This window comes from Aeromonas sp. R4-1 (assembly GCF_040908325.1).
Lineage (GTDB): Bacteria > Pseudomonadota > Gammaproteobacteria > Enterobacterales > Aeromonadaceae > Aeromonas > Aeromonas veronii.
In genome coordinates this window covers 1-23,061 of the sequence record NZ_JBFODM010000068.1, presented here as the reverse complement: position 1 = coordinate 23,061, position 23,061 = coordinate 1, and the positions used below count along the sequence as shown (strand labels likewise).

At 58.7% G+C, this 23,061-nt stretch carries 17 protein-coding genes; 12 read left to right on the top strand and 5 right to left on the bottom strand.

The features are described from left to right. Position 1 precedes the first annotated feature (1 nt). The 8 genes from AB5Y90_RS12230 to tyrA all read left to right on the top strand — a co-directional run bounded on the left by AB5Y90_RS12230 (position 2) and on the right by tyrA (position 9,582). Complete coding sequence (locus tag AB5Y90_RS12230; RefSeq protein WP_307896523.1) at positions 2-826, top strand: choline/ethanolamine kinase family protein; 825 nt, start codon at positions 2-4, stop codon at positions 824-826. 3 nt (positions 827-829) lie between these two features. After that, positions 830-1,687: a DUF6279 family lipoprotein gene (locus tag AB5Y90_RS12225; RefSeq protein WP_307896522.1), complete on the top strand. Its 858-nt coding sequence runs from the start codon at positions 830-832 to the stop codon at positions 1,685-1,687. 95 nt (positions 1,688-1,782) lie between these two features. Further along, complete coding sequence (locus AB5Y90_RS12220) at positions 1,783-2,217, top strand: hypothetical protein (protein ID WP_307896521.1); 435 nt, start codon at positions 1,783-1,785, stop codon at positions 2,215-2,217. 158 nt (positions 2,218-2,375) lie between these two features. Beyond that, entirely contained in the window at positions 2,376-4,178 is a 1,803-nt protein-coding gene (gene secD / locus AB5Y90_RS12215; protein WP_368166911.1) for a protein translocase subunit SecD, read from the top strand. A 151-nt stretch (positions 4,179-4,329) separates the two neighbouring features. Next, on the top strand, positions 4,330-5,247 hold the full coding sequence (secF, locus tag AB5Y90_RS12210; RefSeq protein ID WP_005334046.1) for a protein translocase subunit SecF: 918 nt from the start codon (positions 4,330-4,332) through the stop codon (positions 5,245-5,247). Positions 5,248-5,535: 288 nt separating this feature from the next. Then, positions 5,536-6,837: a glucose-1-phosphate adenylyltransferase gene (glgC, locus tag AB5Y90_RS12205; RefSeq protein ID WP_005334047.1), complete on the top strand. Its 1,302-nt coding sequence runs from the start codon at positions 5,536-5,538 to the stop codon at positions 6,835-6,837. 409 nt (positions 6,838-7,246) lie between these two features. Beyond that, complete coding sequence (locus AB5Y90_RS12200) at positions 7,247-8,320, top strand: 3-deoxy-7-phosphoheptulonate synthase (protein ID WP_307896519.1); 1,074 nt, start codon at positions 7,247-7,249, stop codon at positions 8,318-8,320. A 134-nt stretch (positions 8,321-8,454) separates the two neighbouring features. Further along, positions 8,455-9,582: a bifunctional chorismate mutase/prephenate dehydrogenase gene (tyrA, locus tag AB5Y90_RS12195; protein WP_368166910.1), complete on the top strand. Its 1,128-nt coding sequence runs from the start codon at positions 8,455-8,457 to the stop codon at positions 9,580-9,582. Between the two features lie 160 nt (positions 9,583-9,742). Here tyrA and AB5Y90_RS12190 read toward each other — a convergent pair whose 3' ends face one another. From AB5Y90_RS12190 to dapB, 4 genes are all read right to left on the bottom strand, one after another. After that, on the bottom strand, positions 9,743-10,894 hold the full coding sequence (locus tag AB5Y90_RS12190; protein WP_368166909.1) for a DUF1615 domain-containing protein: 1,152 nt from the start codon (positions 10,892-10,894) through the stop codon (positions 9,743-9,745). Between the two features lie 301 nt (positions 10,895-11,195). Next, the gene (gene carB, locus AB5Y90_RS12185; RefSeq protein WP_005337626.1) at positions 11,196-14,420 is read right to left on the bottom strand and encodes a carbamoyl-phosphate synthase large subunit; all 3,225 of its coding nucleotides are present in this window, start codon (positions 14,418-14,420) and stop codon (positions 11,196-11,198) included. 20 nt (positions 14,421-14,440) lie between these two features. Further along, complete coding sequence (gene carA / locus AB5Y90_RS12180) at positions 14,441-15,577, bottom strand: glutamine-hydrolyzing carbamoyl-phosphate synthase small subunit (RefSeq protein ID WP_005337628.1); 1,137 nt, start codon at positions 15,575-15,577, stop codon at positions 14,441-14,443. Between the two features lie 670 nt (positions 15,578-16,247). Further along, a complete protein-coding gene (gene dapB, locus AB5Y90_RS12175; protein ID WP_005347132.1) occupies positions 16,248-17,060 on the bottom strand; it encodes a 4-hydroxy-tetrahydrodipicolinate reductase in 813 nt (270 codons plus the stop codon). A 273-nt stretch (positions 17,061-17,333) separates the two neighbouring features. On the opposite strand from dapB, the gene AB5Y90_RS12170 reads away from it, so the two are divergent. From AB5Y90_RS12170 to rpiA, 4 genes are all read left to right on the top strand, one after another. Continuing rightward, positions 17,334-18,314: an alpha/beta hydrolase gene (locus AB5Y90_RS12170; protein ID WP_307896516.1), complete on the top strand. Its 981-nt coding sequence runs from the start codon at positions 17,334-17,336 to the stop codon at positions 18,312-18,314. A gap of 423 nt (positions 18,315-18,737) precedes the next feature. Then, positions 18,738-20,072 (top strand): Na+/H+ antiporter NhaC family protein, encoded by a 1,335-nt coding sequence (locus tag AB5Y90_RS12165; protein ID WP_005361588.1) that lies wholly within the window; start codon positions 18,738-18,740, stop codon positions 20,070-20,072. 211 nt (positions 20,073-20,283) lie between these two features. Next, positions 20,284-20,880: a 5-formyltetrahydrofolate cyclo-ligase gene (locus AB5Y90_RS12160; RefSeq protein ID WP_005337635.1), complete on the top strand. Its 597-nt coding sequence runs from the start codon at positions 20,284-20,286 to the stop codon at positions 20,878-20,880. A gap of 161 nt (positions 20,881-21,041) precedes the next feature. Next, positions 21,042-21,695: a ribose-5-phosphate isomerase RpiA gene (rpiA, locus tag AB5Y90_RS12155; protein WP_368166908.1), complete on the top strand. Its 654-nt coding sequence runs from the start codon at positions 21,042-21,044 to the stop codon at positions 21,693-21,695. A gap of 134 nt (positions 21,696-21,829) precedes the next feature. Here the strand turns inward: rpiA and AB5Y90_RS12150 are convergent, their stop codons facing one another. Then, complete coding sequence (locus AB5Y90_RS12150; protein ID WP_024943479.1) at positions 21,830-22,966, bottom strand: ISAs1 family transposase; 1,137 nt, start codon at positions 22,964-22,966, stop codon at positions 21,830-21,832. Positions 22,967-23,061 lie beyond the last annotated feature (95 nt).

The window sequence follows — 23,061 nt, the reverse complement described above, 5'->3', positions numbered from 1 at the left end:
GGTGACAGGCAACTGTGATCCGCTACTGGCCAGCCTACCCGCCCACTGGCGGGAGGGGCAGCTGGAACCACTCGGGTTAGGTCTGACCAACTGCAACTATCGACTGCGCCTCCCCTCGGGGCGCAGTTACTTTTTGCGTCAGGGCCACTCCGACCCGGTGCGCCTTGGCATCGACCGTCCCACCGAGTGGCAGCTTTATCAGGGAGCGATGGCAGAAGGGTTGGCGCTGCCTTGCCACTATGGCGATCCCGCCAGCGGTCTGATGCTGCTCGAATGGTGCGATGAGCCAAACTGGGTGCTCGCGGCACCACCGGAAGCCGATCAGCCCCGTCTGCTGGCTGAGGTGCTGCGCAAGCTTCATCGCTTGCCGCTGCCTGCGGTGGTAATGGCGGTGCGGGCCCACGCGGCGGGCTATCGCGCCCGACTGGCCCACATCCCCTCCTGGCTGCCCGCCCTGGAGCGGGGCTTGCTCGCCAGCAGTGAGCCAAATGATTGCTGGCGCCCTTGCCACCATGATCTCAATCCGGCTAACTTGTTGGGAAGCAAACCCTGGGTCATCGACTGGGAGTATGGCGCGGCAGGTCACCCCGGCTTTGAGCTCGCCAGCATCCAGCGCACCCATGAGTGGCCCGCCGAGCGGCGCGACGAGCTGGAAGCGCACTATTTGCAGGCCGTGCCGCGCCACCAGTGGCCCGATTTTCAGAGCGAGGCATTTTTACCCTGGGTCGACTATATAGGCCTGCTCTGGGCCCTGCTGATGGCAGAGCAACAGCCCTCACTCGACTATGACACCCTGATCGCCATCAACCGGCAACGACTGGAGTAACAGATGATAAACAAGGTGCGCTGGCACAAGCCGAAAACCTGGGGTCTGCTGCTGATCGGCCTGCTGCTGACCGGCTGCTCCACCCGGGTGATCTACTACTGGCTCGATACCGCCATCATCTGGCAGCTGGATGACTACTTTGCCCTCTCCTATTCGCAGAAGGATCTGCTCAGCCGCGAAGTGAAGGGGCTGATGGCCTGGCATCGCCAGCACGAGCTGCCGCGCTACGCCAGGGATCTCGATGCACTGGCCAAGGCGGTGGCCAGCCCCATGACGCCGGAGCAGATCTCGACCAACCTGGATGCGGTGCAGCAGAGCCTGACCCGCACGCTGGAAAATACTATCCCCCGCGCGGTCAGGCTGGCGCGCACCCTGACCGATGAGCAGGTGGCCCGCTTTATGACCGATCGGGTCAAGCGGCAACAGGAGCGGCAAAAAGACTTTGCCACTGAGCCCAAAGAGCAGATGCTGGCAGAGTTTCGCAACAAGATGAACAAGCGGCTCGAGTTCTGGATTGGCGAGGTGAAACCGGCACAGGCACCACTGGTGGCCCAGTGGGCCGAATGGCAATACGAGCTGATGCCCCCCTGGCTCGAGTTTCAGGAGTCCTGGACCCAGGAGCTGGACAGGCTGATGAAGCAGCGCCAGAGTCCCGACTTTACCCGCGAGCTGACTGACCTGCTGGCCGAGGGGGATGGGCTGATGGATGGCCGCTTTACCGGCTATACCGAACAGTCGCGCCAGCGTACCGTCAACTGGCTGAGCGCCATGAGCCAGTCGCTGGATATCTCCCAGCGGGCCCATCTCTACTCCCTGCTCAAGGGTTATGCCCGCGACTTCAAGCAGATGAGCGGCAGCTGACAGCCAGCACCGAATGGTGCCATGCGCCCGGGGCAACCTTGTTCAAACCGGGCGCATGTGGTAGTTTGCCCTTTCTATTTATCGGGAATTAACTTTTGCGCCTTATCGACAAAGTAAAACTGGTGCTGGTAGCTCTGGTTATCGCCCTCACCCTGCTTTGTTCCATCGCCCGAATGGAAGGCCCGCTGCTACCCGCATCGCCCCAGAGTGAACAGCAGCAGACTCAGGTGTTCAATCAGCTTAGCGACAGCGATGATGGCATCATCAAGTTTGTCGGCAGCCATCAGAATCACCTGCTGCGTCTCGAACAATCCCTGCGCAGTGACAACCAGCCCAAGAGTGTGGTCTACGAGCTGATCCAGAGCTGGTCGGCCCAGGCCATCCTGCTGTTGCTGCTCGGCTGGCTGATGCTGACCCCCGAGCTCTATCACAAACAGAGTTTTCGCGATCGCTTTGGCGCGATCCACCGGCGCCATCTACAGCGCCAACATCTGCAATACCGCTTCACCCAGAGCTATCTGAGCGCCTGACCCCGGAGGGGCTGGCACATCCACTGTTTGCTCATCTCCTCTTCCTGACGGATCCGGCAACTGCCTAATCCGCATCTGATGCATCCCATTTTTTGCGCCTTGCCGAGCCTTGTTGCTATCGGCCCGGGCACCATTCTCCTGACAGAGGCTTGTTTGCCATGAGAAAGAGCAATCGCACCGTTCTCAACCGCATGAGCAAGTGGCAGTACGCACTGCTGCTGTTGATGCTGTTGACCTTTACCTTTTACTCCCTGCCCACCTTTTTTGGTGAGCAGCCCTCCCTCGGCCTGCACGGACAGCAGCGCCTGACCCCCCAGCAACAGATGTTGCTGAGCGACAAGCACCTGACCCCGATCAAGGTCATTGAGCAACCTGAGCGGGTCGAGCTGGTCTTTGCCAGTCAGGGCGATCAGCAGCGCGCCAAGCAGTTGCTGGAGCTGCAAGGGGTCGACAGTGCCGCCCTGACCCTGGAGTTTCACTCCAACGCGCCGGCCTGGATCACCCGCCTCGGCGCCGACCCCATCAAGCTGGGGCTCGACCTGCGTGGCGGCTCCCAGCTGCTGATCGGGGTGGACGTGGACTTTGTCATCGACAATCAGACCAAGAATCTGGTGGATACCCTGCGCACCCGCTTCCGTGAAGCCAATCTGCGCGGCGCTAGCGTCACGCGCAGCGCACAGGGCGCCGTAGCCGTCACCCTGCCGGAGGTCGCCGAACAGGAGAGCTGGCTCGCCATCATCAAGGAGAGTGCCGGTACCCGTCAGGATCAGTGGAAGCTGACCCGCTCCGGTAATGATCTGAAACTGGTGCTGAGCGAGGCGGAGCGTACCCTGCTGGTCAACAACGCCGTGACCCAGAACCTGTCGATCCTGAAAAAACGGATCAACGAACTCGGCATCGTCGAGGCCTCAGTGGTGCGTCAGGGCCAAGATGGCATCCGTATCGAACTGCCTGGGGTGCACAACCCCAAGCAGGCGAAAGAGGTGATCGGGGCCACCGCCTCGCTGGCCTTCTACGAGGCCAAAGCCGATAGCCACTTCTATATCGCCGATCGCAACGGTCAGGCCGTCGGCATGGCACGCAAGCCGGTGCTGACCGGCGAGCACATCGTCGATGCCCGCGCCAACATGGGCGAGATGGGTCAACCCCAGGTCAATATCGTGCTCGACACCCTGGGTGGCAGCAAGATGAACCAGTTCAGCCGCCAGCATGTGGGCAAGCCGATGGCGACCGTCTTCACCGAGTACAAGACCAACGCCCAGGGCAAACTGCGCGCCCAGAGCGAGGTGATCAACGTTGCCACCATCCAGACCGCCCTTGGCAACCAGTTCCGCATCACCGGCATTGGCAGTCTGCCGGAGGCGCAAGAGCTGGCCATGCTGCTGCGTGCCGGCGCCCTCACCGCCCCTCTCAAGATCCTGGAAGAACGCAGTATTGGCCCGACGCTGGGGATGCAGAATATAGAGGCAGGCTTCACCGCGCTGGCCTTCGGCATGGCGGGCATGATGCTGTTCATGATGGCCTGGTACCGCAAATTCGGCTGGGTTGCCATCACGGCGCTGGTCGCCAACCTGTTGATGCAGGTCGGCATGCTGGCAGTGCTGCCGGGTGCCGTGCTGACCCTGCCGGGGATCGCAGGTCTGGTGCTGACGGTGGGCATGGCGGTGGATACCCATGTGCTGATCTTCGAGCGGATCAGGGACCGGCTGCGAGAGGGGGGCTCATTGGCCAACGCCATCGACTTTGGCTATCGCTCGGCCTTCCACACCATTTTCGATGCCAACATCACTACGCTCATCTGCGCCGTGGTGCTCTATTCCATCGGCTCCGGACCGCTGCAGGGCTTCTCCATCACCCTCATTCTGGGTCTGCTCTCCAGCATGATCACCGGGATCTGGGGGACGCGCGCCATCATCAACCCCCTGTGGGGACGCAGCAGTGAGCGCACGCTGAAGGTGTAACGGGACTGCAGTCCCTCTGATGAGCGGCTTTGGCTGCGCCATCGGCTATGGATATGGCCGGAGCGACCAAAGCAGAACACTATTTTCCCGGCGTGTCACGGCACGTCGTGATGGGCCAACAGCCAGATGCTGGCTGGCCAAGGAGCGAATTATGTTGAGAATGATCGTTGCCATGGGGCTGACCCGTTGGCGTTATATCGGCCTGTGGGCTTCCATCCTGCTGACCGTGGCCAGCGTCGCCATCTTGTTGGTGAACGGCCTGACATTGGGGCTCGATTTTACCGGCGGGATCCTGCTGGAGTTTCATATCCAGACCCTGAAAGAGGCCCATGAGCTCAATGCCATGCTGGTCTCCCCGCTGGCGGGAGCCGTTGAGCTGAGCTCGGCCGGAATTCCCGGCGAGTGGCTGATCAAGCTGCCCCCCCACGAACTGCCCTGGCCCGCGGCGGATCTCGCCACCATGCTGACCCAACAGCTGGGGATGCCGGTCGAGTTGCTGCGCACCACCATCGTCGGCCCTCAGGTGGGTGCCGAGCTGTTCCAGCAGGGGATGCTGGCGGTGCTGGTCGCTTCGCTGGCGATGTCGGCCTATCTGGCGTTTCGCTTCGAGTGGCGTCAGGCCATCGGCATCCTGCTCTCGGTGGTCCATGACGCCATCGTGGCGCTGGGGCTGCTGTCACTCTTTCAGATCGAATTCGATCTGAACATCATCGCCGGTTTGATGGCGGTGATCGGCTACTCCCTCAACGACAGCATCGTCATCTCGGACAGGTTGCGGGATCTGCTGAGCTCGCGTACCCAGATGGGCATCCACGAATGCTCCGATGTGGCCATCAAGGCGACCTTCAGTCGCACCATGATCACCTCGGGCACCACCCTGTTTACCGTGGGCGCTCTGTTGCTGTTTGGCGGTGACGCCCTCTACGGCTTCTCCTTCACCCTGTTTGCCGGGATCCTGGTGGGCACCGTCTCCTCCATTACCGTCGCCTCGACCGTGCAGGAGCTGCTTGGGCTCACCCCGCAGGCCTACCAGAAGAAGAGCGAGGAGCCACTGGCCAACGCAGCCTGATCCTTGTTAATCAGGCCTTGCTCACCGGGTCTCAACAAACCGGGCCCCTGCCAACCATTGGCAGGGGCTTTTTCATCCCTCCTCTCGGTCTCTCGCCGCCCCTTTTGTTGCTCGGCTCGCTTCAATTGACAACTGACCATATTGAAAGCAATGACGGATCAACCCGTCATTTTTAATAACAAAAATGTCATTTTATTACGTCAGAAACCATAAAATGTGACTGAAAGCACTTTCTTGAGGGCTCAAAGGAGGCAACATTGTAGTGATTTATCTACAAAGGGATATGAGATGTTGTTACAACCTGCCAATACAGCAAAATCCAGACAGTTGCTGAACGAGACCATGGCTTTGGTACTCGCAGGAGGGCGGGGTAGTCGCCTCAAACAGTTAACCGACAACCGTGCAAAACCTGCCGTTCATTTCGGCGGCAAATTCCGCATCATCGATTTCGTGCTCTCCAACTGCATCAACTCCGGCATCCGTCGGGTCGGTGTCGTGACCCAGTACAAATCCCACAGCCTGTTGCGCCATCTCCAATCGGGCTGGTCTTTCCTGCGCTACCAGATGAACGAGTTTATCGATCTGCTCCCTGCCCAGCAGCGGGTGGATGAGGTGAACTGGTATCGGGGTACCGCCGATGCGGTCTACCAGAATCTGGATATCATCCGCGATCACGCCCCCAAATATGTGGTGGTGCTGGCAGGCGATCACATCTACAAGATGGATTACGCCGCCATGCTGCTCGACCACGTCAATATGGGCGCCAAGGTGACCGTTGCCTGCATCGAGGTGCCACGCAGTGAAGCAAGCGCCTTCGGGGTAATGGCGGTGGATGATGATCGCAAGATCAATGCCTTCGTCGAAAAGCCTGCTAACCCGCCCGCCATGCCGGGCAAGGCCGACACCGCGCTGGCCTCCATGGGCGTCTATATCTTCGATGCGGAGTATCTCTATCAGCTGCTGGAAGAGGACATTGCCAACGAGCAGTCCCATCACGATTTCGGCATGGACGTGATCCCCCGCGTGGTGAAAGAGGGCACCGCATTCGCTCACCCGTTTGGCATGTCCTGTGTCGGCTGCTGTCCGGATCGCCGCCCCTACTGGCGCGATGTGGGCACCGTGGACTCCTTCTGGGAGGCCAATATGGATCTCGCCTCCGTCACGCCGGAGCTCGATATCTACGATCAGGACTGGCCCATCTGGACCAGTCAGAACATGACTCCTCCCGCCAAGTTCGTGCAGGACCGAAACGGCCAGCACGGCATGACCATCAACTCCATGTTTGCCGGGGGGACCATCGTCAGTGGCTCTTTCATCCTGAGTTCGGTGCTCTTTACCAATGTGCGGGTCGACTCCTTCTGCACCCTGGATCAGGCCGTGATCTTCCCGGGTGTGGAGATAGGTGCCGGTTGCCGACTGCGCCGGGTGGTGATCGACAAGGGGTGCAAACTGCCGGAAGGCACGGTGATCGGTGAAAACGCCGATGAAGATGCACGTCGCTTCCACCGCTCCGAGCAGGGCATAGTGCTGGTCACCCAGGGGATGCTCACTCGCCTGAACAAAGAGCTGCAGGGAAAACAAAAGCGCTGATCCGCAGCCAGACGGGATCCCCCTTCCTACCGCAAAGGGAGCCATGATGGCTCCCTCTTTCTATGGCTGACCAGATAGCCACCTCACACCATCATTGCCATCGCGTTGCAGTCTCCCAGAGATACCATTTACTGTGGGTAAACAGCTGGGCAACGAAGCCTTTACGCCCTCAAACTGTAAACATTATTTTACACAAAAACCATTAACCCTCCGAAAAATCCTCTGTATTATTCCTGTTCGCGCTATATAGCAGCTCATTTATCTGACTTTTTAGCGGTAAACCCACTAGTTTCACTTGATTGTTTGTTTTTCCTTGGTAAGGTGATGGCGGTTGCGTAACAAAGCAGGTACCAGTGTAAATATATAGGTACACCCGCTTTTGGCTTAAGACAGTAGAGAGAATGAAATCATGCAAAGAGACCCCCTGAACAACATCCATATCCAGTCCGAACAAGTGATGATCACGCCTGCCCAGCTCAAGGAGAAGTTACCCATCTCCGACAAGGCGCTGGCATTCGTGCAAGGGGCCCGTAATACCATCGCCGATATCATTCACCGCCGCGATCACCGGCTGCTGGTGATCTGTGGTCCCTGCTCCATCCACGACATGGACACCGCCAAAGAGTACGCAACCAGACTCAAAGCGCTGCATGATGCCTATCAGGACGCTCTCTACATTGTCATGCGGGTCTACTTTGAGAAACCGCGCACCACGGTCGGCTGGAAAGGCTTTATCAACGACCCCAATCTGGATGGCACCTTCGATGTGGAGCTGGGGCTGCACCGTGCCCGCGAGCTGCTCTGCTGGCTGGCGGAGCTGGAGTTGCCGCTGGCCACCGAAGCGCTCGACCCCATCAGCCCGCAATACCTGGCGGAGCTCTTCTCCTGGTCAGCCATCGGCGCCCGCACCACCGAATCCCAGACCCACAGGGAGATGGCGTCAGGTCTCTCCATGCCGGTCGGCTTCAAGAACGGCACCGACGGCAACCTGGGGACTGCCATTAATGCGTTGCAGGCGGCCTCCTCCCCTCACGCCTTTATGGGGATCAACCAGCAGGGCCAGGTTGCGCTGCTGCAGACCCAGGGCAACCCGGATGGCCACGTGATCCTGCGCGGCGGCAAACATCCCAACTACGACTCGGTCAACGTGTCGCTGGCGGAAGAGGCGCTGGAGAAAGCGGGCCTGCTGCCGAGCCTTGTGGTGGATTGCAGCCACGGCAACTCCAGCAAGGATCACCGTTTGCAGCCCAAGGTGGCCGACAACGTCATCCACCAGATCCAGGAGGGCAACCGCTCCATCATCGGGGTGATGCTCGAATCCAACCTGTTCGAGGGAAACCAGTCCAGCGAGCAGCCCAAGGGGCAGATGCGCTACGGGGTCTCCATCACAGATGCCTGTATCGACTGGGACACCACCGCTACCCTGCTGGCCCGCTGCCACAACCAGCTGGCTGACCCCCTCAAGGGCAGAACTGCACGGTAAGCCGTGGTATCTTGTCGTAACCTATTGAACAATCGAGGTATCACTAGTGGTGGCATCAAACCGCTCATGCCGTGATACCTTGTTGCATCTTGATTTTCAGGGCGCCGCCGCTGCGGCGCCAGCAGGGACTGGATATGGCTGAAGAGTTGAATGTACTCAGGGACAAGATAGATGCGGTGGACAAGCAGCTTATCGATCTGCTGGCCGCCCGTCTGGCCCTGGTGGGAGAAGTGGGTGAAGTAAAGAGCCGCCACGGCCTGCCCATCTATGCACCGGATCGGGAAGCGAGCATGCTGGCCCGCCGCCGCGCCGAGGCCGAGCAGTTGGGAGTGCCCGGCGATCTCATCGAAGACGTACTGCGCCGGGTGATACGTGAATCTTATGCCAGCGAGAAAGATACCGGCTTCAAATGCATAAAGCCGGACCTTGGCAAAGTGGTCATCATCGGTGGTCAGGGCCAGCTTGGCCGCTTGTTCGGCCATATGTTCAGCCTCTCAGGCTATCGGGTCGAGACGCTGGAACAAACCGACTGGCCGCGTGCTGACGAGATCCTCGCCGGAGCCGGTCTGGTGATGGTGGCGGTGCCCATCGATATCACCTGCCAGATCATCGACCGCCTCGGCAACCTGCCCGCCCACTGCCTGCTGGTGGATGTCACCAGCGTGAAAGCGGCACCGCTCGAACATATGCTGGCGGTGCACCAAGGGCCGGTACTGGGACTGCACCCCATGTTCGGGCCGGATGTGGCGAGTCTCGCCAAGCAGGTGATCGTCTGCTGCCAGGGTCGTGACCCCGCCGCCAGCCAGTGGCTGCTGGATCAGATGACCATCTGGGGCGCCCGCTTGCAACAGGTGGAAGCCAAGGCCCACGATGAGGCGATGACCCTCATTCAGGCACTGCGTCACTTCGCCACCTTTGCCTATGGCTGGCACCTCTCCCGGGAGCAGGCCAATCTGGATCGCCTGCTGAGTTTGAGCTCCCCCATCTACCGGCTGGAGCTCGCCATGGTGGGGCGGCTGTTCGCTCAGGATCCCCACCTCTATGCCGACATCATTTTGTCGTCACCGCAGAATCTGGCGATGATCCGTCGCTACTACCAAAACTTCGGCGAAGCGCTGGGGCTGCTGGAGCGGGGGGACAGGGACGGTTTCATCGATGCCTTCTCGCAAGTTTCCGGTTTCTTCGGTGAGCATGCCGACCAGTTCCTGCGTGAAAGCCGCATGCTACTTGCCCAGGCTAACGACCGCCGCCAACACGGCTGATCCTGCAAAAGTAGTAACAACTCATGCCACTCGGAAGGAGCCGCCACCGTTCATAACTGGATGCGAGCCAAAGATCTCCATTGGAAGGGGCGATTAAGCGTGCGGGTTGTCATTAACAATGGCAACCCGCTTTGCAACTAGTCTCGAAGCAAACCCAGTCCTACCTAATCGTCGCCATCTGCCGCACGCATCGCTGCTCCCTGTCATCCACCCGCTTGGCAAACCAGGCGGTGGTGAGGTTGCGGGTGATTTTTGGGCTCTTTAGCTGTATGCCGGGCAGGATGGCGCGGGGCAGTCGCTTGCCCGCTTGCTTGTCGGCCAGGGTAAAGATGCGATGGTAGAGATCGGTCTCGGCAAATTCGGCGGTATCCCCTTTGCGCAGGCTCTGGCGGATCGCCTGCTTGCTCATATTGACCCGGTTGGCGAGGGTGTAGACGGCAAGCTCGGTATTGCCCGGCAGATCCGAGTCATAGCGGATCAGATCCCCGTCCAGCGCCAGAGTTTTGCCACTCAAACGGCTGACGGCGGCCTGAAAAGCGGCATTGCGGCTGGCGTACCAGCCAGCGTTGAAATCGGCAAAGCGGTAGAGGGTATCCGGGTAGTCGGCGGGATAACCGAAGATATGCTTGGTGCCAAACCAGATGCCGCCGCGACGGGTAAAGACTTCGTGGCGGATGGAATCCTTGATTGGATAGGGGTAACCACGGGAGTTGGCCTCGGCAAAGGCGATACTCACCTGCATCGGGCCGCCGGTATGCACCGGGTTGAGGTTGCCAAACAGCGTCTTGCCCATCGGCAGCATGCTGATCATGTCTTCGAAGATTTCACTCATCTCCCGCTCGGTACGCAACTTGTCGATCCGCTCGGCGTAGCTCTTGCCGGTGGGCGAGTTGATGGAGAGCGCGGCCCGCACCATAAATTCGGGGATCAGCAGCTTGGCTGCCCGTGAGTTGATCTCTTTCCAGGCGATCTTGCCAAGGCCCGGCACCACGGGGTCGGCCTGATAAGTGGCTTCCTGCTCCGCCACCGCCAGCACGCTACAGACATTGTGATCATTGACCGTCACCCCCTGGGTGGTGAGCGCCGTCACCACGTCGTTGGCCCACCCTTGTTTGTCAGGCACCTGACGGGGCAAGAAGCGCACGATGCGGCTCTTCATATCCGCCGGTTTGCGCGGCTGCATGGCAGGCGGCGTTTTGGGGTTGCTTACGCTCGCCTCTTTGGCAGGCGCGGAGGCGGGATCACTGGCACAACCGGCCAGCAACAAGGCAGAGCAGAAGGCAAGAAGACGACAGGAAGGTAAAGCGCTCATAAGCATGTCCATTTTTTGTAGGCCCTACAGGCAGCGCCGCTGGCACTGCACTGACAAGCAAAGTGGGGCCATTGTAGAGGATTGCCTGCTGCAGTTGAAACCCGCGCTCGCAGCATCCCCTCCCCTTGCCGGCTTTTACCCCCCCACGCGCCATCCGTTGTCTGCGATGCGGAACTCATGACCTTCCTCAATGGCTCACCCGCCCCGAACCGAACGCTTAGCGACAGATAAAAAGAAACCCCCGCCATCGCTGGCGGGGGTTGGTCGTCTGGCAAGTCGGGCTGATGCCCGCTGCAAACTCTTAGCGGTTTTTCACCTTCTGGTGCAGCTCCTGCACCGAGTTGACGTTGGCGGTGGCATCCACGCTGATGGCCATGCAGGTGGCAAACGCCTCATTCATGGTGGTGGTATACGCCACCTTGTTCTGCAAGGCGGCGCGACGCAGCTGCTTGGAGTCCTGGATCGCCACCCGCCCTTCGGCGGTGTTGACGATGTAGGTGTACTCGCCATTCTTGATGCGGTCGAGAATGTGCGGGCGACCTTCGTGCACCTTGTTGACCAAGCGCGGGTTGATGCTCGCCTCACCCAGCGCAACGGCTGTGCCGTGAGTGGCATCCAGCTCGTAGCCCAGCTCCAGCAGCTTGGCAGCCAAGTCAACCACCTGCGCCTTGTCGCTGTGACGCACTGACAAGAGGGCACGACCCTCTTTCGGTACGGCGTGGTTGGCACCCAGCTGCGCCTTGGCATAGGCCTCGGCAAAGCTGCTGCCCACACCCATTACCTCACCGGTAGAGCGCATCTCCGGCCCCAGCAGCGGGTCAACTCCCGGGAACTTGGCGAACGGCAGTACCACCTCTTTCACCGAGTAGTAGGGCGGGATGATCTCTTTGGTGAAGCCCTGTTCTTGCAGCGACTGACCGGCCATCACACGGGCGGCAATCTTGGCCAGCGGGGCGCCGGTCGCCTTGGAGACAAACGGCACGGTACGGGCGGCACGCGGGTTCACTTCGATGAGATAGATATCATCGCCCTTGACCGCGAACTGCACGTTCATCAGGCCGATAACGCCGAGCTCCAGCGCCAGCTTGCGCACCTGCTCGCGGATCTCGTCCTGAATCTTCTTGGACAAGGTATAAGGAGGCAGCGAGCAACCGGAGTCACCGGAGTGAATACCGGCCTGCTCGATGTGCTCCATGATGCCGCCGATGACCACATCGGTGCCGTCGCAGATGGCATCCACGTCCAGCTCGGTGGCATCGTCCAGGAAGCGGTCCAGCAGCACCGGCGATTCGTTGGAGACGCTCACCGCCTCGGCGAAGTAACGACGCAGATCCTGCTCGTCATAGACGATTTCCATGGCGCGGCCACCCAGCACGTAGGAGGGGCGAACCACCAGCGGGTAGGTGATACGCTCGGCCAGCAGCACGGCCTGCTCCAGCGCGGTGACGGTGCCGTTTTCCGGCTGCTTGAGGCCGAGGCGCTCGACAGCAGACTGGAAGCGCTCGCGGTCTTCGGCGCGGTCGATGGCATCCGGGCTGGTACCGATAATCGGCACGCCGTTGGCTTCCAGTGCACGGGCCAGTTTCAGCGGGGTCTGGCCACCGTACTGAACGATGACGCCCTTGGGTTTTTCGATGCGCACGATTTCCAGCACATCTTCCAGAGTCACCGGCTCGAAGTAGAGACGATCCGAGGTGTCGTAATCGGTGGAGACGGTCTCCGGGTTGCAGTTGACCATGATGGTCTCGTAACCATCTTCGCGCAGGGCCAGCGCCGCATGCACGCAGCAGTAGTCGAACTCGATACCCTGACCGATACGGTTCGGGCCGCCGCCGATGATCATGATCTTGTCGCGGTTGCTCGGGGCCGCTTCGCACTCCTCGTCATAGCTGGAGTACATGTAGGCGGTGTTGGTGGCGAACTCGGCGGCGCAGGTATCAACCCGCTTGTAGACCGGGAAGATGTTGTGGCGGGCGCGCAGTTTGCGCACTTCCCCTTCGGCCACGCCGAGGATCTTGGCCAGACGGGCATCGGCAAAGCCTTTGCGCTTGAGGGCACGCAGGAAGTCGGCATCGAGACCGGCCATGCCGCGCTCTTTCACCTCTTCTTCCAGTTTCACCAGGTCTTCAATCTGTACCAGGAACCAGGGGTCAATCTTGGTCAGCTTGAAGATGCCATCCATGGAGAGACCGGCGCGGAACGCATCGGCGATGTAGAAGATACGGTCACTACCAGCGTCCTGCAGCTCGTGACGGATGCGGGTCAGGGAGTCCGGGGCATTGAGGTCAACCATGGGGTCGAAGCCGGTTTTGCCGGTCTCGAGGCTGCGCAGGGCCTTGTGCAGGGACTCCTGGAAGTTGCGGCCGATGGCCATCACTTCGCCGACCGACTTCATCTGGGTCGTCAGACGGTCGTTGGCACCGGCGAATTTTTCGAAGTTGAAGCGCGGCACCTTGGTGACCACGTAGTCGATGGCCGGCTCGAAGGAGGCCGGAGTGCGACCGCCGGTGATGTCGTTCATCAGCTCGTCGAGGGTGTAACCGATGGCGAGCTTGGCAGCGATCTTGGCAATGGGGAAACCGGTCGCCTTGGAGGCCAGCGCAGAGGAGCGCGACACCCGCGGGTTCATCTCGATGATGACCATGCGGCCATCTTTCGGGTTGATACCGAACTGGACGTTGGAGCCGCCGGTCTCGACGCCGATCTCGCGCAGCACCGCCATGGAGGCGTTGCGCATCAGCTGGTACTCCTTGTCGGTCAGCGTCTGGGCTGGCGCGACCGTGATGGAGTCACCGGTGTGGATACCCATGGGGTCGAAGTTTTCGATGGCGCAGACGATGATGCAGTTGTCGTTGCGATCCCGCACAACTTCCATCTCGTACTCTTTCCAGCCGATCAGCGACTCGTCGATGAGCAGTTCTTTGGTCGGGGAGAGATCCAGACCGCGCTCGCAGATCTCGACGAACTCTTCGGTGTTGTAGGCGATGCCGCCACCGGAGCCGCCCATGGTAAAGGAGGGACGGATGATGCAGGGGAAACCGACCATCTGCTGCACGCCCCACGCCTCTTCCATGTTGTGGGCGATGCCGGCACGCGGGCACTCGAGGCCAATGCTGCGCATCGCCTTGTCAAAGCGGGAGCGGTCTTCGGCCTTGTCGATGGCGTCCGCGGTGGCACCGATCATCTCGACACCGAACTCGGCCAGCACGCCATGCTTCTCCAGCGCCAGTGCACAGTTAAGCGCAGTCTGGCCGCCCATGGTGGGCAGGATAGCGTCCGGGCGCTCTTTCTTGATGATTTCGCGCACCACTTCCCAGGTGATGGGCTCGATGTAGGTGGCGTCTGCCATCTCCGGGTCGGTCATGATAGTGGCCGGATTGGAGTTGACCAGAATGACGCGGTAGCCCTCCTCGCGCAGGGCTTTGCACGCCTGGGCGCCAGAGTAGTCAAATTCGCAGGCTTGGCCGATGACGATGGGGCCGGCGCCGAGGATCAGGATGCTCTGAAGGTCGTTACGTTTTGGCATGAAACTCTTTCCTCTATTTCTTAGGCGCGATACTGCTTAATCAATTCAATAAAGTGGTCAAAAAGACCGGCACAGTCGTGCGGGCCCGGGCTCGCTTCGGGGTGCCCCTGGAAGCTGAAGGCCGGACGGTCGGTGCGATGGATACCTTGCAGGGAACCATCGAACAGGGAGACGTGGGTGGCGCGCAGGCAATCCGGCAGGCTGTTCTCGTCTACCGCAAAGCCGTGGTTCTGGGCGGTGATCATGACGGTGTTGTCATCAAGGCTCTTCACCGGATGGTTGGCGCCGTGGTGGCCAAACTTCATCTTGACGGTCTTGGCACCGGAGGCCAGACCCAGCAGCTGGTGACCCAGACAGATGCCGAACACCGGCGTGTTGGTATTAAGGAAAGCCTTGATGGCCTCGATGGCGTAGTCGCACGGCTCGGGGTCGCCGGGGCCGTTGGAGAGGAAGATGCCATCCGGGTTCATCGCCAGTACCTCGGCGGCCGGGGTCTTGGCAGGCACCACGGTCAGGCGGCAGCCACGGTCAACCAGCATCCGCAGGATGTTGCGCTTGACGCCAAAGTCATAGGCCACTACGTGGTATTTCAGCTGGTCGGCATCCGGGGTGACATGCCCCTTGCCAAGCTGCCAGCTCCCTTCGGTCCAGTTGTACGCTTCACCAACCGTCACCTCTTTGGCCAAGTCCATCCCCTTCAGACCGGGGAAGGCGCGGGCCTGTTCGAGAGCATAGGCTTCATCGACCTGTTTCCCGGCCAGAATGCAGCCAGCCTGAGCGCCTTTCTCGCGCAGAATGCGGGTCAGTTTACGGGTGTCGATGTCGGCGATGCCAACGATGTTGTGAGACTTGAGGTATTCGGAGAGGGATTGCTGATTGCGGAAATTGGAGGCAAGTATCGGAAGGTCCCGGATGATCAATCCCTGAGCATGGATCTGACTGGACTCTTCATCTTCGCTGTTGGTGCCGGTGTTGCCTATATGGGGGTAAGTGAGGGTGACTATCTGACGGGAATAAGAGGGATCGGTGAGGATTTCCTGATAGCCCGTCATCGACGTATTGAAAACCACTTCACCAACGGAACATCCCTCGGCGCCTATCGACACGCCTTTGAACACAGTTCCATCTTCCAGCACTAGCAATGCAGTGTGATTCAAGACAACCTCCAGTTATTTAGCTTTAAATTCAGCAATTTACCTGGGTGTTGCGGGCTCGGTTCCGGTCTTGGACAGGACTCGAACCCGGCAGATTTCTGGCAAATTGGGCGCATTCTACTTAAAAAAAGTGGCATTTCAACGTCTTTTCTCAGACGAAATGCATCTAAATTCAATAAAAAAGCAACATTACCCATTATCTATGCACTTAATCGCTTTGCAACCCCCTCCCACGAAAGAAAAGGAAAAACCACCACCAAAAGATGACACCAAGCCAGCAATAGAGACAAAAACAAACAAAAAAAACTAATTAAAACAATGGCATTTATTTTTACACAAAAAACATTAATGACAAATTTAACGCTTTTAAGATGACAAGAGTGAACATGAAAAATGGAAAACGTTTTTCTGCGTTTGAATTTTTAGTCTTTTCCGATCGGTGTAAAAAAATGGCTTTATCAGCCATAAAGATGCTCAAATCTGTTACCTGGTGATGACATTCAGGAAGGGAAAATCTGGTGGATAACGCAATAGTGTGATTTATAAGGCATTCAGATAAAAATTGCCGATAGCGTGTCTTTTTACACAAACTCTGGCTGACTGACAGCAAAAACCCCGGCAAGCCGGGGTTTTTCACTGGGTAGCTGTAGTACGAAAGTGCCGCACAGAGGCATCACTTGAGATTGAGCACATCCTGCATGTCATAAAGACCGGCACCCTGCTGACCAAGCCACTTGCCCGCCCGCACAGCACCGTTGGCGAAAGTCAGGCGACTTGAAGCTTTGTGGCTGATCTCCACCCGCTCGCCTATATCGGCAAACATGACGGTATGCTCCCCCACCAGATCGCCGGCGCGAATGGTGGCAAAGCCGATAGTGTTGCGATCCCGCTCGCCAGTGATCCCCTCGCGACCATAGACGGCGCACTCCTTGAGATCCCGACCCAGCGTTTTGGCGACCACTTCCCCCATGGAGAGCGCGGTACCGGATGGCGCATCCACCTTGTGGCGATGGTGGCCCTCGATGATCTCGATGTCGGTGTAATCCCCCATCACCTTGGCGGCCTGCTCCAGCAGCTTGAACACCAGGTTGACCCCGACCGAGTAGTTGGAGGCGAACACGATACCGATCTGCTTGCCCGCCTCTTTCAGAGCAGCCTTGCCTGCATCGTCAAAACCGGTGGTGCCGATCACCATCTGCTTGTGGTGGGCCAGTGCAAAGGCCAGATTGGCAAGGGTCACCTCGGGGCGGGTGAAGTCGATGATGAGATCAAACTCGTCACGCACCTTGTCCAGACTATCGCTGATGGCCACACCAAGATGGCCCAGCCCATTGAGCTCACCGGCATCAAGACCGATCACCGCCGAGCCCGGCCGCTCCAGCGCAGCACCAACCACCACGCCATCGGTGTTGGTGATGGCCTCCAGCAGCACCTTGCCCATACGACCATTACAGCCCATCACGGCCACACGGATCGGATTGTCCATCTCCACCCTCTCATCTCTTTTAATTATGGAAAGAGACCGTTTTACCAGCCCGCGCCGGGTTTGAAAAGCCATGATGCCACCACTCCTTGCTGCGCTCGTCAACGGCAGCGCACACTGGCTGGCCAAGAACTTCCTTTTGGTCACAGGCCGTTTTTCATCGTCTCACTCCATCATTTGGCAGACCGGGTGCCATCTGATAGGTTCGAACGAGTGAAATGCCAGCATAAGCAAAATCAGGGCAACGCCCGTGTCGATATCAAACGAGGTGCAAGGATGAGCGCAGGATTGCTGTTTGCTGTGGGGTTGATATCACTGACCCTGGTCATACTGGCCGCGGCTCTGCTGTTTGGCGGGCCGAACCCGGCACCGGCGATGGCCAGCATCAACGACCCTTTCAAGGGGAGTGACTGGAGCAGCATGCCACCTCTCTCAAGATACCCGGCGCGTGACGGCACACAGTTGGCCTATCGGCACTATGGCGCAAAGGAGCACGCAGAGAACAACAAGGTCAAGGGCAGCGTGGTACTGGTTCACGGCTCTTCTGCCAGCAGCCAGAGCATGCACAAGATGGCGAGCGCCTTTTCGCAAGCGGGATACGACGCCTACGCCCTCGATATTCGCGGCCATGGCGCATCGGGCAACAAAGGCACCATTTCCTACATCGGTCAGCTTGAAGACGATCTGGAAGATTTCATCAAGTCGGTAGCCCCCGACAAGCCTGCAACACTCGTCGGCTTCTCGTCAGGGGGTGGCTTTGTGCTGCGTGTTGCTGGCAGTGCGCGACAAACCCTTTTCGAGAGCTATCTGCTGCTCTCCCCCTATCTCGGCCCCACCGCCGCCAACTACCGGCCCAACAGCGGTGGCTGGGTGCGTGTCGGCTTGCCTCGCCTCATCGCCCTGAGCATCCTCAACGGTTTCCATATTTCCGCACTCAACCATCTGACCGTGCTGAACTTTGCCCTTAATGATGAGGCGAAATCCCTGCTGACCCCATCCTACTCCTTCAACCTTGCCTCTAACTTTCAGCCAGAGCGCGACTATCAGCAGAATTTGCGCAATGTACAACGCCCCTGCGCAGTGATCGCGGGTGCAAATGACGAAGCCTTCCAAACAGATCAACTTGAACCTGAGTTAAGACGTCTCGGCATCTCCTGGCCTGTCACCCTGCTGCCCGGAATTGGCCACATTCCGCTGACGCTGGAACAGGACGCCATCACAACAGCCGTTCAGGCGGTGGAGAAATTGACACAGTAACCACACAGCCCAGGTCTTGTGTCCACGCGTTCTGGAAATATCCGTACCATGCTCACGTAGAGATAGAGAGAGGGCTGCGGGAGAAATCCCCAAGATGGCATGCAGAGATCTTATCGTTTACCTCTTTCCTTATTAAAGGCACGCGATACCCCCAGATACCCGCGGACTGCGCCAGAACAGCAATGAACAATAAACAGCACTAGCTTCTTTTTCCGAATATTCTTTGGATATCTCAATCACACCAGAATCATCAAACAAAAACACCTATCCATCTGGACGTCTATCTTGACCTTGTGGGGTTGACTCACTACTGTGGGCACCCCAATGAGGCAGGATGCCCGCCCTGTTTTCCCCCTATCCCTATCCGATACAGGTACAAAGCAGTTTATGACAGGAGGTCATTGTTCAATTTCAGAGGAACACATGATCCAGACTCAACCCAGTGCCAGGGCCTTGCTGCCACTTCTGGTTTTTCTCGCACTCTTTATCGGTACCGGTACCTGGCTGACCCTGCAGGGGGTCGAGTTCGCTTTCTATCAGCTGCCCGCTCCGGTTGCTGCCTTGCCTGCGGTGATGCTGGCCCTGCTGCTTGGCAAAGAGAGCTTCAACAGCAATCTGGAGACCTTCTTCAAGGGGGTTGGCCACAGCAATATCATGGCGATGTGCCTTATCTATCTGCTGGCGGGCGCCTTTGCCAGCGTGGCCAAGGCCACCGGCGGGGTTGATGCTACTGTGGCGCTGGGCCTGTCGCTCATCCCTGGCTGGGCGCTGTTGCCCGGGCTGTTCCTCATCTCTGCCTTTATTGCTACCGCCATGGGCACCTCCATGGGCACCATAGGTGCCGTGGCCCCCGTGGCGCTGGGCGTGGCGCAGGCGGCCGGTATCGATCCGGTGCTGATGGCTGGTACCATTCTCTCCGGCGCCATGTTTGGCGATAACCTCTCCATCATCTCCGACACCACCATAGCAGCAACCCGCAGCCAGGGGTGCGAGATGAAGGACAAGTTCCGCGAAAACTTCAAGATTGCGGCCCCAGCTGCCATCGCGGTGATCCTGCTCTATCTGACCCTGGGCTCAGTGGGTGAATCCCCAGCCAACGGCAGCGCCATCGAGCTGTTCAAGGTGATGCCTTATCTGCTGATCCTGGGGCTGGCGCTCGCCGGAGTGAATGTATTTGTGGTGCTGGGGATCGGCATTCTGGCCGCCGGAGTGGTGGGCATGATCAACGGCTACGCCATCGGTCAGTTCAGCAAGGATATCTATCAGGGCTTTACCGGCATGCAGGAGATCTTCCTGCTCTCCATGCTGATCGGCGGTCTCGGCGCCCTGATGGAGCGTCAGGGTGGTCTGGCCTGGATCAGCGAGCGCATCAGCGCCCTGATTGCCCGTTTCACTCGCGAGCACAATGGTGAACAGAACGAGAAAGCGGCCGAGCTCGGCATCGCCGGGGTGGTGAGCCTCACCAACCTCTGCACCGCCAACAACACGGTGGCTATTATCGTCGCCAGCAAGGTAGCCCGGGATCTGGCCGAACATCACGGTGTCACCCCGCGCCGCGCCGCCTCCATGCTAGATATCTTCTCCTGCGTGGTACAGGGTCTGATCCCCTGGGGCGCACAGGCGCTGCTGCTGGGCTCCATCTTCGCCCTGTCGCCGTTGGCGGTAGTAAGCATGAGTTTCTACCCGATGGCGCTCGCGGTAGCGGCACTGATTGCCGTGTTCGTGAAGCACCAGATGCGCGGCAAGGCTGACAAGTAACAAACCAGAGGCTGGCGCGCCGACATGCTGTCAACAGGGGCCACACCCTGGCCCTTGTTGACTCACCAACGGATCCGCCAGCATTTATCCCACCGTTCCGGGCATCAGCCGTCCGGGACGGGGTTTCCCTGCCCCCCTTAACGTCAAGAGTGAATGTGCTAAGGTAGAGCGCGTTCAAGCCATCGATGCGCAGCTATGCCAGAGGTTCCCCATGCATGAGTCCCAACCCGAACGTCAATCCCTGCGCCAACTGGTTCGTCAACGCCGCAAAAATCTGAGTCCGGCCGAGCAGCAGGCGGCGGCCCAACAGCTGCTGGCCCAGTTCAAGCAACACCCCGAGATCCTCGCCGCCAAACGCATTGCCCTCTATCTGGCCAATGATGGGGAGATCAACCCCTTGCCCACCATCCATTGGCTGTGGGCCCAGCACAAAGAGGTCTACCTGCCGGTGCTCCACCCCTTTACCCCGGGTCACCTGCTCTTTTTGCGCTATACCGCCACCAGCCCCATGGTGCGCAACCGCTACGGCATCGAAGAGCCCGAGCTGGATATCCTGCAGGTGGTGCCCCATAGCACGCTCGATCTTATCTGCACCCCGCTGGTTGCCTTCGATGCCCAGGGTAATCGCCTTGGCATGGGGGGCGGCTACTACGATCGCACTCTCGCCATCTGGCATGAGCACAAGCTGGGCCCCAAGCCGCTCGGCATTGCCCACGACTGCCAGCAGGTGGATGCGGTCCCGCAAGAAGAGTGGGATGTGCCGCTGCCCCAGATCATCACCCCGAGCCACTGCTGGCGCTTTGAATAAGCTGTTTTTGGCAGGGAATCCCGGCTTTGTGCGCGCAAACGCAGAATAAACAGGCAAACGATTTACAAAGTCCCTCTTTTTGCCCCGGAACGTGAGCAACAAGGTCGCGACGGGGTACCGGGTTGGATATAATGCGCCCGCTTTTTTCTTAAGGAACGATCATGACTCAAGATGAAATGAAGAAGGCGGCCGGTTGGGCTGCGCTCAAGTATGTGGTTCCCGGCACCATCGTCGGGGTGGGCACCGGCTCTACCGTCAACCACTTTATCGACGCGCTGGCGACCATGAAGGACGAGATCAAGGGAGCGGTATCCAGCTCCGTTGCCTCTACCGAGCGCCTCAAGGGCTTCGGCATCACCGTATATGATCTCAACGAGATCGGCGCCCTCTCCGTCTATGTGGATGGCGCCGACGAGATCAACGCAACCCGCGACATGATCAAGGGCGGTGGCGCAGCCCTGACCCGCGAGAAGATCGTTGCCGCCGTAGCTGACAAGTTCATCTGCATCATCGACAACACCAAGACCGTCGACGTGCTGGGCCAGTTCCCGCTGCCGGTGGAAGTGATCCCGATGGCCCGCGAATACGTGGCCCGCGAAATTCGCAAACTGGGTGGCAACCCGGTGTGGCGTGAAGGCGTGGTCACCGACAACGGCAACCACATTCTGGATGTAAAAGGCATGGCCATTACCGACGCCAAGGCGCTGGAAGTGCGACTGAACGCCATTGTTGGCGTGGTCACCAACGGCCTGTTCGCCGCCCGCGGCGCCGATGTTGTCCTGATCGGTACGCCGGACGGCGTGATTACCCAGTAATCCCGACACCGGTAGCACATGCAGCGGCATCCTCCCTCGCCCGCCAGCGCCACTCTGCCAGCCCTGACGCAACAGCGGCGTTGATTGAGCCCCCGGATGGGATATGACCCCAGGGCGAGAGCGTGAACATATTGTTAAATTGACTTCAATTCAGCCAGCCCTGAATCCAATACCTTTTCCAGATATGGGCTGCTCATGCCCGCAAATTGCTGCTTCTTCCGCAAGCTTGCCTTACGGCTGGTTTCGGCTCGCAGCATGTTTTGCGCCATGTGTCGTGCACAGGCCAATATTTGAGGGGCATCACCTCGATATATCTGGCAGGCATCCTCATTCATCACGACATCCAGAACCCAGTGCAGGCTATTTTCAATTGCCCAGTGCCCTCGTACCGCTGAAGCAAACTGCTCTGGTGTCAGTTCAGCCGAGCTGATGTAGTAGCGATACTCCATCGAAAATTTTTCCATATTTTCAATTCGATAGGATATTGCGACACCGACAGTCTTCAGCGATTTCCACTCTGGAAATTGCTCTGATAGTGCTCCGGCTGGTAACACATGGTACTCGCGGCCATCGATGCGACCGTGCTCTTTCTCGACACTGAGCGTTTCTTCACTCAGCGGCTTCTTGGTCGACTCGGCCAGAGCTGCGCGTACTGCATTATGCAGTGTGGGCTGGTTACCTTTTACCGCCAGCAAGTAGTCGCCACCGCCCTTGACTATGGTTGAGGCTATTCCAGTCTGGCAGCCCATGGCATCGATGGATACCAGGCAGCCTTTTATATCGAGGAGTGCCAGTAATTCAGGAATGGCGGTGATTTCGTTAGATTTCTCATCTGTTTTGACTTGCCCGAGCACCAGACGATTCTCAGCGGCAAAGGCACTGACCATATGAATGGTAGACTGACGACTGTCTCGGTCGTAAGAGCTGCGTAAGGTCTTGCCGTCAATGGCAATCAGCTCACCATCGGTACGTTCTGATGTTGCTTGCATCCAGCGGACGAAGGCGTTCTGGAATTGCTCCGGTTGAATACGGGAGATGATCCTGGCTATGGTGTCGTGAACAGGTAATCCGTTATGAAACAATCCATTACGCTGAAACCATTCCAGATGTGCCTCGCCGAAAAGCTCGATATCTTCCCAACCTTGAGCTCCACCAATAGCAGCACAGACGGTGAGAAAAACCACATCGAAGAAGGGGTACGCGATTTTGGTTGTCTGACGAGGGTCTTCAAGTTCGGAGAAGAATTGGGTAAATGCCGCTTGATGGTTCATGACGAAACTCCCGTAAAAGAGAGTATAAGATCACACCCTGTTCGGTCGGTCAAATCCTCGTGCCCTGCTTAAAAAACGTTCGCGATCTTGCCCTG